This is a genomic window from Oceanotoga sp., assembly GCF_030445905.1.
In the GTDB taxonomy this organism is placed as follows: Bacteria; Thermotogota; Thermotogae; order Petrotogales; family Petrotogaceae; genus Oceanotoga; species Oceanotoga teriensis.
This window is the reverse complement of the sequence record NZ_JASUSU010000020.1, coordinates 1-12246: the sequence shown is the minus strand read 5'-3', so window position 1 is coordinate 12246 and position 12246 is coordinate 1. Positions and strand designations below refer to the sequence as shown.

The window sequence follows — 12246 nt, the reverse complement described above, 5'->3', positions numbered from 1 at the left end:
TTTAAACCTCCAAAAATATTTTATCTTTTATTTTTTTAAAATAATCTTTTGATAATTCAAAAACATCTGTTATATTATCTATATTTAAAACTTCATTTGTTTTTCCATAATAATAACTTAAATCTTTTTTCATTAGAATAGAAAGATCACTATATTTTATTACATTGATGGGATTATGAGTGTTTATTATACAGCTCACTTTTTTATTTTTTATCAATTTATTTAAAATCTTAAATATTTTATCTTGATTAGATATATCAAGATTGAGTTCTGGTTCATCTATTATCATCATTTCTGGATTAGAAACCATAGCTCTGGCTATTAATACCATTTGTTTTTCTCCACCACTTAAATTATTCATAGATTTATTTTTTATTTTTTCCAAATTAAATAGTTCTATTATTTTCTCCACTTCATAATAATCATTTTTTTCAGGCATTTTCATAAACCCTATATAAGGATTTCTACCAAGCATTATCATAGATTTTACATCATACGAGAAATTAAACTCTTTTATTTGAGGTACATAGCTAATCTTTTTCCAAAATATTTTTTTATTTATATCTTTGTATAATTTATTATCAAAAAAAATATTTCCTTGATTTAATTGACTAAAACCCAACAAACATTTTATAAGTGTTGTTTTTCCAACTCCATTTGGTCCGAGTATGGTTAACATTTCACCTTCATTTAATTCAAAATTTATATTATTAAATATACATCTTTTCCCGTAAAAAAATGTAGCTTTTTTAACTTTTATGTTCATAAGTTAATCATTCCTTTTTTCTTTATAAAAAATCCAAGTAAAGGAGCACCTATTATTGCCGTCATTATTGAGAGTGGAATTTCTGATCCCGTTATAGATCTACTTAAATTATCTATTATTAATAAATAAAATCCTCCAAAAAAAATAGTTCCTGGTATTAAATTAATATGATGTCCCATAAAACAATCTTACAAAATGCGGTGTAACCAATCCTATCCATCCTATAATGCCACATATAGAAACTGTTATAGCGGATAATATAGTTACAAGAAATAAGATAATGATTTTATATATTTTTACATTAAATCCAAGTGATTCAGCTTCTTCATCAGATAAGGATAATATATTTAATTTCCATCTAAGCATAAAAATTAATATTATACATAGAATAATCGGAAAAAAAACAGTTTTTAAATCTTTCATTCTAACTGCTGATAAACTCCCCATAAGCCAATATATTATTGAAGGCAGTTCAGATTCAACATCTGCATTAAACTGTATTATCGTTAAAAAAGATGTAAAAAGAGAATCTACTATAATTCCAGATAAGATCAATGATAGTATTGTAGTTTTTCCATTCTTCTTAGCAAATAAATAAGTTAGAAAAACTGCAAATATTCCAAATAAAAATGAAGTTATATAAACCATAATATAATTTTTAAAAAACATTATTCCAAAAGCTACTCCAAATGCTGCACCTGAAGATACTCCAAGTATTTTAGGACTTGTAAGTGGATTTTTAAAAACAGCTTGTATACATGTACCTGAAACTGCAAGACTGCTACCAACCAACAAAGCCATCAATATTCTAGGAAGTCTTATTTCGAGTATTATAAACATTGCATTTGTCATTTTTATATTCTTATTGAAAATATACATAAAACTATCTTTTATATCTAAAAAACTTATATTGTATCTACCTATCATTAAAGATATGATTATTAAAAAAACTAAACTAATAAAAGATAATATATAAAATTTTAAATTAATTTTGAACATTTACTACTTACCTTCTTTTGGATTCAATATTGAATCGATATCCTTTTCATCAAGTTTTATATCATAATTTTTTTCATAATATCTTTTAATTTCTTCATAAAAAGATTTTTGATCATTCCTCATAAGTGATATCAACCAACTATACATCAATGGACTATCTGGATTAGGTACATTCCAATTAAAATAACCTTTTGGAATATTATATACTTCTTTATTTTTAATTGCTTTTAATCTTTCCCATTCTTTTCCCATATTCCCATTTAAATACTCTTCAGCTTTAGGGCCCATAAAAATCAAAATTTTATCTGGTTGCCAATTATAAATTTCTTCTATATTCACTTCTTGCCAACCTTGCCATCCACCTCTATTACCTGCAACATTTTCCATCCCAGCATAATTCAACCAATAATCTTCATAGGAATTAGAAGCTGAAATAGTTATTTTATTATTAACATTATTTATTATTACGAGAACTTTTGTTTTATTATTATTTTCAGTTTCAATCTTTTTAATTTTTTTCAGCTCTTCCATTATAAAAGATGATTTTTTTAAATCAAAAATTTCATTCAATAAATCTGTCCATTTATTTAATGTATAAATAGGATCATTATTTTCAGGTATTAAAAAATCTACAATTGGAATATTTAATCCATCAAGATTTTTTTTCTGTTGAACACCATAACAAAATATTATATCTGGATTTAAAGCTAAAACACTTTCAACATTAACATTGAATCCTTTTACAAATGTTGTATTCATTTTTTTTATTTTTGGATATCTTTTGATTAAAATTTCTTCATTTGCATTTTTTAATCCTAAAGGGTGTACAGCAACAACTTTTTCATAGTCATCTACCATAGAAAGAATCATTGGAAATATAGGTGGAGAAACTACTACTATTCTTTTTATATCTTTTGATTCCGGAATTTTCACCTTATTACCACTACAATCAATTATTTGTTTACCAGAATTAGAAGCAAAACCCATTACAAATAAAATTAAAAAAATAATACATAAATAAATTTTTTTCATATTTCCCTCCTTTTTGTATGCCAAGCATACAATATAAATAAAAAATAAAGGTGATATTTCATATCACCTTTAAAATTTTATCATATTTAAAAAAGTTTGTAAAGCCTAATTATTTTACGGGAATATATATATCCATATAATGAATTCCATCGATATCAAATTCTTCTTCAAAAGCTATTCTGTTTTCCCAAGTTAGAGTTTTATATTCTCCAGAATTTACAAAATTAAATAATCTATGATACCCTTCTGGAATATTTTTAAATGAATTGCTATGAGGGTCAGTTACTCTAAGGGTTGCGTAAGTATCTTGTTCTATATAATCTAATTGTGCTCCATTTATTTTAGGTTCAAAATTTTCTGGTATAGAATAGGCAAAAACATATCCTCTCAATCCAAATTTTTCGGATTGTTCTTTGGTTACAAAAGGAAAATCCCAGCCTATTTTTCTCGGAGAAAAATCTTTTATATCTAATAATCCGCTTTCTTTAGCCCATTTATTCATATAATTCATAACATCTCTCTCAGGATTTGGACTTATTATAACATACCTTGCAACCTTCATCTTTGGAATAGTAACTATTTTAATTTCGCTATAAATATCCCCCATTTTTTAATACCTCCCGATATTGTTATATATCTTTTTTGTTATACCTTTATATACATTAATTATATACTTTTTTTAAATTTTATTCAATATTATTAATTATTATTGAACAAAGTATAAATATTTTTTGAGTTTAGTATCAATTCTAAAGTTTTTTGATCAGATATGAGGGTATTTATATATCCTCCTTTTAACATTGCAAGTAAGGCAAGAGCTTTTTCTTCTCCTCCAGCAACAAGTATTATATTTGGAATTTTATTTTAATTTGTTTCTTTTCCACATTCAGTACAAACTTTATCATGTAAGGAAACTATACCCCCACATTGTAGGCAAGTATACTTCTGAATATGAGCTTTCATAATATGAGGTATTCCCTTTTGCATTACAATTCTGCTATTTTCAATAAGGCTTTCATTATAACGTTTATTATAACGTTTTTCAAGATTCTTTATTAGCTTGCAAGGAAAATCAATACATTCATAGCAATAGGTCAATCCTTTTGATTGAACACAATCTTTAATTTTGCATTTACGACAATGCTCTAGTTTTCCTTTACTCTCTACCATGCAACCACCACAATGCTGTTTTATTTTCTTAGTATGACAATGTTTATAGCATACCATGCAATTCATCCCACATGGTGCAAACATTTTCGTTTCAATTTTCATAGGCATTTTCATTAGACTTTACCTCCCTTAGATATATTATAGTCCAATGATCAATATTTTGATACTATTATCCCAGTATTTAATTCATAATTCTATTTAACTTCTTTTTTTTATTTTTTTGTGCAAATATGATTTTTTTTATCTATTTTAAAATTATATGCTATAATTTTTTTAAGTTACATTTATATTTTTGGAGGTGTATATATTATGAGTTTTGATTCTAAAGCTGATAAATGGGATACTGAATATAATATAGAAAGAGCAAAAATTATATCTGATGAATTAATAAGTTCTATTGAAACAAATAAAGATTTTGAAGTTTTAGATTTTGGATGCGGTACAGGTCTCATAAGCTTTAATTTAAAAGATTATTTTAAATCTATAACTCTTGTAGATCTCTCTCAAGGAATGATAGATAAAGTAAATGAGAAGATATCAGTTTACAATACAAATAATATGAAAGCATTTAAAACTGATATTAATGCAGAAGGATTAAAAAACATGAATTTCGATTTGATATATACTTCCATGGCTTTACATCATATTATTGATGTTAAAAAAACTTTAAAAGAATTGCATAAAGTTCTAAAAGATAATGGTAAATTATGTATAATTGAGCTTTGTGAAGAGAATGGAGATTTTCACAAATCTTTTCCAAATTTTAAAGGACATAATGGATTTGATCCTGAAGTTATGAAAGAATGGGTTAAAAAGTCTGGATTTAAAAATATTGATTATAAAATTATATTTGAAAGTTATAAAAATCCAGAAACTAAAGAGGTCCCTTATAAGTTGTTCATGTTAATCGCTAAAAAATAAATAATAAAAAATACCTGGCATGGTGTAGTTCATTGCCAGATATTTTTTAATTTTCCCATTTTTCATAAAATACTTTTTCTTTAAAATTTTTTTCTTTTTTTACTTGAGGTATTTCATCTGGATATCCAATTGGTAAAAGTAATTGGCAAGTTATATTTTCTGGTAAATTTAAAATTTTGTTTATTTTCTCCATATCTCATTTTATTTCCAATAACTCCATAATCATCTTCTTTTTGTTCAGCTATATCCCAACTTATATCACAACAACATACAAATATTACAGGTGCTTTTTCAACCCAATTTGCAAATAAAGTTTCCTTTCCTATTCCTTTTTTTATTTCTTCATTTTTTATAACTCCAAAATAATAATTACATGTATCGGTCTCTGGTGCAAGTTTTGCACTTTCTAATATTTTTTGTATAATTTTTTCATCTATTTTCTGATCTTTAAATTTTCGCACAGAACGACGATTTTTCATGACTTCAATTAATTCCATGATAATCCCCCCTTATTTAAATAATACCAAAAAAATACTTGATTTCTTCATGTTCAAGAAATCAAGTATTTATTAGTATTTAATTTATATCATTTTAATTTTAATACAGTTGCTGTAAGAGGATTTAATATTATTGAATTTTCACCTATTTGAACTCCAATAGGATCTTTTATTTCATCAATTCCAGCTTTTTCAGCATCCACAAGAATTTTTGCATTTTTTATATCTCCATTCAATTGAATTTTTCTGACTTTAGAATCAGCATTTATAATAACATAATAAATTTCTCCATCTGTTGATTCAGCTGTGAATGCTATTACAAGATCTACATCTTTTATATCTTTGCTATTTAACAGTTTTACATTTTTTTCTATTTTTTGATGATCTCCCAATCTAAATGCATCTGTAGATTTTCTCAAAGCTATAAGTCCCTTAGTATAATCTACAGTAGTTTTATAAACACCATCATTCATAACTTTATTCCATTCAAACATGTTTATTGCATCAGATGAATCATATGAATCATGTATAAAATAAGGATTTTTAAATGGATTTCCTTTTTCATCTGTCAAATAATGATATTTTTGTTCTGGTTTTTGATCTGATTTCCATTGCTTTGTTCTTCCATATTCTTGACCTGCATGTAAAAAAGATATACCTTGACTTGTAAGTATTATAGTATTTCCAAGCCTTATTCTTTTTTGAATTTCTTCTTCATCTGTTGCAGGATCTTTTTTTATTGATTGAGCTATTACATCATGTAATGGCAAGTTATCATGTGCAGCAATATATTGTACTATATCTCCAGGATCATCTGATTTTACATTTGAAGGCTTTCCTATTATATTTGAGAATATAGTTTTTATATCTCTTGGTCCACCAGTTATGAATCTTGGTTGCCCTTCACTTCCAAATCCTGATTTTAATTCATTTCTTATTTCATCTGAAAATACTGCTACATCATCTGTATTCATCATCCAATCTTGATCTGCTGGTACTAATGATGGATCTTCTACTTTACCGCTAAAAGTTCTCCAACCCTCTCCTATAAAAAGAGCATTAGGATTTAATTTTTTTGCTTCATCATAAGCTTTTTGTACTGAGTCAGCAGTTGCATCTCCCATCATATCCCATCTCATACCATCTATTTTATATTCATCAAACCAATATTTTACTGAATCTACCATGAGTTTTTCAGCCATTTTATGAGATGTTGCGAGATTATTTCCAAAACCTCCAACAAAATTACCATTATCATCCATGAAGAAATAATAATCTGGAACTATATCATTTAATAAACTTGCTTGTGCCATATGAGTATAAACAACATCTAATATTACACCCATTCCAGCATCATGTATTGCTTTTATCAATTCTTTTAATTCATTTATCCTTAATTGAGGATCTTCTGCATTCATAGAATATGCTCCATCTGGTGAAAAATAGTTATGAGGATCATATCCCCAATTATATGAATTATTTTGTGATGAATAGTTTAATTCTCTTTTTTCCATACTCGTTTCATCACCATAATACCAAGCCATTACAGGTAATAATTGTACATGTGTTACTCCAAGGCTTTTAATATAATCTAATTTATCTATAAATGCTTTATATGTTCCCCATCTTGAATTTAAATCTTTTTCTATCGATGGATCAGATGTAAAATCTCTTATATGAATTTCCCATATTATTGCATCTTCTCTTTTTTCAAAATTATCTATTTTGGCATAATCTAAATTTGGACCTATTTCAGATGGGTTTAAAATCGCACCTTTTCCCACTTTATCTTCAGTTTCTTCAGAATTTACTGTATATTTATCTCCACCTGAACCACCAGTTTTTACCTTAAAAGCAGCCATAGATTTTGCATATGGATCTAAGACTCTTTTTGAAACTCCATCATTGATTATTTCATATTGATAATAATAACCTTTTAAATCTTTTACATTTATTTCTTCTGGGTTTATATGAATAGTCCAAACTCCATTTTCTTCATTTAAATTCAAATTCTTTTTAGCTATCTCAACACTTTGATTGTTTTTATCGTATATATAAATGGATACTTTTGAAGCTTTAGGACTCCATATTTTAAAAGTCGCTGCTCCATCCTTATATGTAACCCCAAGGTCATTTCCATCATATGAATATAAAGAATCTATAAGTCTCCAACCAGCTTTTGCTTGTATTGTTTTATTATTAAATGTTATTTTAAATGGAGCTTTTTCTAAATCTAAGTCAGCATTTAATTCTAAAGATGTTTTACTCAATGGTTTTGTAGTTTTTATAGGAATTTCATTTCCATCTTTATCTTCAAGTTTTATCTGTGATTTTCTCACCCCAATGATTTTAGTGAAATTTAAAAGTATTTTTTCATCAGATAAAATTTCACCCTTTAGTATAGCATGAGGCACGGATTTATCTTTGTTTACATACACTTTATCCTCTCCCATAAATGTATAAACTTCATTATAATCATTTAACATGGTAAATCCTTTGTCTCCTCCATCTTTTTCTTGTGTTTCTTTATTAACCATAAGAAAACCAAGATTGTTAGCACTTTCTTTTAATGGTACATCCCAATAAACACCAAAATCATCTTTCCCTGATTGAATCAGTCCATCTGGCCATCCTGATGGAGATGTCCATGTAGTATCATTCCATATCCATAATACAATATTATCATAATTTTCATCTGTTCTTTGATAATGAATACGTAAAACGTTTTCAGGAATTTCAGAAGCAAATAAGCTTATTGAAAATATCCCGATTAAAAGAACCAATAAAATACTTTTGATGTTTTTTAAATGAACCATAATTCTCCCCCTTCACTTTTTTGAAAACGTTTTCTGAAAAGCTAATAAAAATACTTCATATTAAATGAAGCTTTTTCATATATTATATCATGTTATTTTATTAATTTATACTATTTAATTTATATTATTTTATGTATAATTTAATAAACAAGGGGGGGATTTTATGAGGTCTGAATCTGAAATGTTTGATTTAATATTAAATATTGCCAAAGTAGATGATAGAATAAAAGCTGTTTATATGACTGGATCGAGAACTAATCCAAATATAAAAAAGGATATTTTTCAAGATTATGACATTATCTATGTTGTAAATGAGACAGATTCTTTTATTACAGATAAAAATTGGATAGACTTATTTGGAGAAAGACTTTATATGCAATATCCAGAAGATTCTTACTATTATGAAAATAATATTGAAGAATGCTACGGTTGGCTTATTCAATTTAAAGATGGTAATCGATTAGATTTACATGTAGTCACTTTATCTTATGCCTTGAAAGATATTAAAAATGAAACTCTTTGCAAAATACTTTTAGATAAAAATAATGTTCTTCCAAATATTGAAAAATCTTCAGATAGTAAATATTGGGTAAAAAAACCTGTTGAAAAAGAGTTTATTGATACTTGTAATGAATTTTGGTGGTGTTTAAATAATGTTGCTAAAGGATTATGGCGTGAAGAAACTATATATACTTTAAATATGATAAATAATGTTATAAGGCCACAATTGATAAAATTATTAGAATGGAAAATAGGTTTTGAAAATGATTTCAAAGTTTCTTGTGGAAAATCAGGAAAATTTATTAAAAAATATTTAAATAATAATATGTGGGAAAGTCTTCTAAAAACTTATTCAAATGCAAAATCAGAAGACATTTGGCATTCTGTTTTTATAATGTGTGATTTATTTGATAAAGTTGCTTTAGAATTATCGAAAGGACTTAATATGAATTATAATAAATTAGAAGCAAAAAATAGTCTTAAATTCTTAAAAGATGTATATAAGTTACCTAAAGATGCAAATGAAATATATTAAAACCGGCATATAAATGCCGGTTTATTTATTATCCCAAATTCTTTTTTCCAAATCTTGTATATATAATGATTCCTATTAAAGTTAATAATTCAGATAAAGGAACTGCATAAAATATATATTCATTTTTAAAAATAGTATTAAAAATCAATATTAGACTAACTGGAAGTATAAGAGATCTCAAAGCTGAAAAAGCAAATGAAGATATGGGTTTATGTATACTTGTAAAATAACCTGAAACTACAATATTAATACCATTTATAAAAAAAGTATACCAAATAATACTTATATATATTGTGGCCATTTTTGATACTTCAACTCCACTTGACTTTAAAAAGAAATTTACCAAATGTATATCAAAGCCTTTCAAAATAAAAGCTATTAAAGAACCTAACACTATATTAAATAATATAGAAACTTTTAAAAAATCATGCATACGTTTAGTATTTTTTGCTCCATAATTAATACTCACCGGCCCATGAATAGCTGCAACAACACTATAGGCAATAAGTCCTCCACTGTATAAAAAATAATTGACTATTGTAAATGCAGCAACACCTTTTACTCCAGATTGTTGAATCAAAACATGATTAAATACAAAAGCAACTATACCACTTGATGTTTCATTTAATAATTCAGATAGTCCATTATACATGGAATAAAATATCTCTTTTTTTATTCCTTTAGGAATCACAAATCTTAAATTACTATTTTTAGAAAAAAATGATGGTAGTAAAATAAAAAATGTCATAGATTGAGAAATTCCTGTTGCTAAAGAAGCTCCTGCCATTCCTTTATTCATAATAACAACAAATACCCAATCAAGAAATACATTCATAATAGCACTAAATAATAAAGCAAAAGAAGTTAATCCTGGTTTACCATTTACTCTTGCAAAAAAACTTATTCCTATTCCTAATAATTGTATGGGTAAAAAATACGAATAAATTTTTATATATGTTACCGTATATTCTAAAATGACTTGATTTGCACCTAATAATCTAGCAGCATTTTCTGGAAATATTATAACCAAAATAGAAAATATAACACCTATTCCAAACATTATTTGAATTACTCTCGAAAAAATAGATGAAGCTTGAAATTTTTTATTTTCACCTAATAATTTTCCGCTTAAAACACAACCTCCAGCTCCGAGCATCGTTATTAATCCCAATAATAATGAAACATATGGAACAACTAAATTTATAACTGCAAGTGCATTAGAGTCTATAAATTTTCCAACAAATATCCCATCCACTATAGAAGCTAATGAAATAGACCACATTCCCAACATCGTAGGGATTGTATACTTAAAAAAAACTTTAACAACATTGTCTTTAGTCACATCCAATTGTTTCCCCACTTTAACACTTCCTTTTATGTATTCGTTTATATACCATAATATTATATACCATTTATTTTTAAAATTTCAGATCTAATACAAAAATATCTCCAAAATAATTTTATAAATTTCATTAATTATAAAATTACTTTGGAGATAATATCTATATATTTTTATTTTTGATAATCTTTATGAATAAAATCTTCTATAATATTTTTAAATTCTATTTGATTTTCTATATAAGGATGATGACTACTTTTTATTTTATGAATAACAATATTTTCAAACTTAAATGAAAGATAATGTTCCGGCCCAATAGCATCATCAAATTCACCTGTAATAACTAATACTGGCTTTTTTATATTTTTTGTTAATAGTGTAAAATCCTGAAAATATTCTTTAGATGAAAATACATATTGTTGAAAATTCGGATCAGATTGTAATGACTGATCTATTAAATCTAATTGTTTTTTATTTTCTTTTTCTAAAAATTGTAATTTGAAATAATCCCCTTTTATTAGTAATTCTTTAAGAATAAAATAAAATGTATCAACAAATGACTTGAAATCATCTTTCTTTATTACTGGTTTTTCAATTCCTAAAATTTCTGAACCTTTATTTATCTGATGCATAAAAGAATAGTACATACATAATGTAACATTAGATAATATTAATCCTATAGTCCTGTTTGGAAAATAATAAGCATAATTTACCGCAAGTATGCCTCCAAATGAATGGCCAATTATATACCATTCTTTAATTCCTAAAAATATTCTTAACTCTTCAATATCATTGATAATTTTCTCTAAAGAATATTCTTTACTTAAACTATATTCCGAACGCCCACAACCTCTTTGATCTAAATATATCATATCAAAATTTTTCTCTAAATATTTACCTGCATAATATTGAAATGATTTACTCCAATAACCTGGTCCGCCATGAAGATAAAGGCATGGAATTCCATTGCCTTTTCTTTCATAATATAATTTTATACCATCACTTGTAACGAAATCCATAAGAAAAGTCTCCCCTTTTAATTTTTAAAATATATTCCAATATGGATTGATTATTATTTTTTTTTCATTTTTCAATTTTTCAATATTTTCTTGATTTATATTCCAATATGGTTTGATTATTATAAACCCAAAAGTATTTGCAAAACTATATAATACAAGATTTATATTCCAATATGGATTGATTATTATTATATCAAACGCTTTAGGTTATACTCTTATGAATGTATTTATATTCCAATATGGATTGATTATTATAAAGCAGACGCTTTAAAAACGCTTTTAAAAGATGTATTTATATTCCAATATGGATTGATTATTATTTATGAAACTCTTAATTATAGATATGAAGCAAGAAAATTTATATTCCAATATGGTTTGATTATTATTTATGAGCGGCAAACCACTCGCTCGGTACTAGTATCTTTATATTCCAATATGGTTTGATTATTATTTTATATAGAGATTCTTATTATAAGAAATATGACACTTTATATTCCAATATGGTTTGATTATTATATTTCTTGTAGAATAAAAAGAATTATTAATTTCATTCTTTATATTCCAATATGGTTTGATTATTATTTTACTAACTGATCAATATATTTTTTAATTGTTCTACTTTATATTCCAATATGGTTTGATTATTATTTT

At 25.7% G+C, this 12246-nt stretch carries 11 protein-coding genes, 1 pseudogene and 1 CRISPR repeat array; of the genes and pseudogenes, 2 read left to right on the top strand and 10 right to left on the bottom strand.

Annotation, left to right across the window (positions count from 1 at the left end; all coding sequences use genetic code 11):
* Window position 1 precedes the first annotated feature (1 nt).
* The 6 genes and pseudogenes from PWP28_RS07395 to PWP28_RS07370 form a co-directional block, all read right to left on the bottom strand.
* Window positions 2-766 (bottom strand): ABC transporter ATP-binding protein, encoded by a 765-nt coding sequence (locus tag PWP28_RS07395; RefSeq protein ID WP_308644492.1) that lies wholly within the window; start codon window positions 764-766, stop codon window positions 2-4.
* Window positions 763-1693: pseudogene (locus PWP28_RS07385) on the bottom strand (FecCD family ABC transporter permease). The gene PWP28_RS07395 and the pseudogene PWP28_RS07385 overlap by 4 nt, the downstream one beginning before the upstream one ends.
* A gap of 75 nt (window positions 1694-1768) precedes the next feature.
* Window positions 1769-2797 (bottom strand): ABC transporter substrate-binding protein, encoded by a 1029-nt coding sequence (locus PWP28_RS07380; RefSeq protein WP_264150743.1) that lies wholly within the window; start codon window positions 2795-2797, stop codon window positions 1769-1771.
* A 109-nt stretch (window positions 2798-2906) separates the two neighbouring features.
* Complete coding sequence (locus PWP28_RS07375) at window positions 2907-3404, bottom strand: GyrI-like domain-containing protein (RefSeq protein WP_109604822.1); 498 nt, start codon at window positions 3402-3404, stop codon at window positions 2907-2909.
* Between the two features lie 92 nt (window positions 3405-3496).
* Window positions 3497-3646, bottom strand: coding sequence for a sugar-binding domain-containing protein (locus tag PWP28_RS13825; RefSeq protein ID WP_374045486.1), 150 nt, complete (start codon window positions 3644-3646; stop codon window positions 3497-3499).
* A 15-nt stretch (window positions 3647-3661) separates the two neighbouring features.
* The gene (locus PWP28_RS07370; RefSeq protein WP_308644489.1) at window positions 3662-4081 is read right to left on the bottom strand and encodes a DUF3795 domain-containing protein; all 420 of its coding nucleotides are present in this window, start codon (window positions 4079-4081) and stop codon (window positions 3662-3664) included.
* 195 nt (window positions 4082-4276) lie between these two features.
* Here PWP28_RS07370 and PWP28_RS07365 point away from each other — a divergent pair, with 195 nt between their 5' ends.
* Entirely contained in the window at window positions 4277-4888 is a 612-nt protein-coding gene (locus tag PWP28_RS07365) for a class I SAM-dependent methyltransferase (RefSeq protein WP_308644488.1), read from the top strand.
* Window positions 4889-5001: 113 nt separating this feature from the next.
* Here the strand turns inward: PWP28_RS07365 and PWP28_RS07360 are convergent, their stop codons facing one another.
* Both PWP28_RS07360 and PWP28_RS07355 read right to left on the bottom strand, forming a co-directional pair.
* Window positions 5002-5385 (bottom strand): nitroreductase family protein, encoded by a 384-nt coding sequence (locus PWP28_RS07360; protein ID WP_308644487.1) that lies wholly within the window; start codon window positions 5383-5385, stop codon window positions 5002-5004.
* Window positions 5386-5474: 89 nt separating this feature from the next.
* Window positions 5475-8201 (bottom strand): pullulanase, encoded by a 2727-nt coding sequence (locus tag PWP28_RS07355; protein ID WP_308644486.1) that lies wholly within the window; start codon window positions 8199-8201, stop codon window positions 5475-5477.
* 163 nt (window positions 8202-8364) lie between these two features.
* On the opposite strand from PWP28_RS07355, the gene PWP28_RS07350 reads away from it, so the two are divergent.
* Window positions 8365-9237 carry an aminoglycoside 6-adenylyltransferase gene (locus PWP28_RS07350; RefSeq protein ID WP_308644485.1) on the top strand — a complete coding sequence of 291 codons (873 nt, stop codon included), beginning with the start codon at window positions 8365-8367 and terminating at the stop codon, window positions 9235-9237.
* Between the two features lie 28 nt (window positions 9238-9265).
* On the opposite strand, the gene PWP28_RS07345 is transcribed toward PWP28_RS07350, so the two are convergent.
* Window positions 9266-10597, bottom strand: coding sequence for an MATE family efflux transporter (locus tag PWP28_RS07345; protein WP_308644484.1), 1332 nt, complete (start codon window positions 10595-10597; stop codon window positions 9266-9268).
* Between the two features lie 152 nt (window positions 10598-10749).
* Entirely contained in the window at window positions 10750-11595 is an 846-nt protein-coding gene (locus PWP28_RS07340) for an alpha/beta hydrolase (RefSeq protein WP_308644483.1), read from the bottom strand.
* Window positions 11596-11623: 28 nt separating this feature from the next.
* Window positions 11624-12243: direct repeats of the CRISPR family, unit length 29 nt; unit sequence TTTATATTCCAATATGGTTTGATTATTAT.
* Window positions 12244-12246 lie beyond the last annotated feature (3 nt).

Coding starts and splice junctions, on each gene's coding strand:
- PWP28_RS07395 (WP_308644492.1), bottom strand. CDS start 766: ATGAACATAAAAGTTAAAAAAGCTACATTTTTTTACGGGAAAAGATGT.
- PWP28_RS07380 (WP_264150743.1), bottom strand. CDS start 2,797: ATGAAAAAAATTTATTTATGTATTATTTTTTTAATTTTATTTGTAATG.
- PWP28_RS07375 (WP_109604822.1), bottom strand. CDS start 3,404: ATGGGGGATATTTATAGCGAAATTAAAATAGTTACTATTCCAAAGATG.
- PWP28_RS07370 (WP_308644489.1), bottom strand. CDS start 4,081: ATGAAAATGCCTATGAAAATTGAAACGAAAATGTTTGCACCATGTGGG.
- PWP28_RS07365 (WP_308644488.1), top strand. CDS start 4,277: ATGAGTTTTGATTCTAAAGCTGATAAATGGGATACTGAATATAATATA.
- PWP28_RS07360 (WP_308644487.1), bottom strand. CDS start 5,385: ATGGAATTAATTGAAGTCATGAAAAATCGTCGTTCTGTGCGAAAATTT.
- PWP28_RS07355 (WP_308644486.1), bottom strand. CDS start 8,201: ATGGTTCATTTAAAAAACATCAAAAGTATTTTATTGGTTCTTTTAATC.
- PWP28_RS07350 (WP_308644485.1), top strand. CDS start 8,365: ATGAGGTCTGAATCTGAAATGTTTGATTTAATATTAAATATTGCCAAA.
- PWP28_RS07340 (WP_308644483.1), bottom strand. CDS start 11,595: ATGGATTTCGTTACAAGTGATGGTATAAAATTATATTATGAAAGAAAA.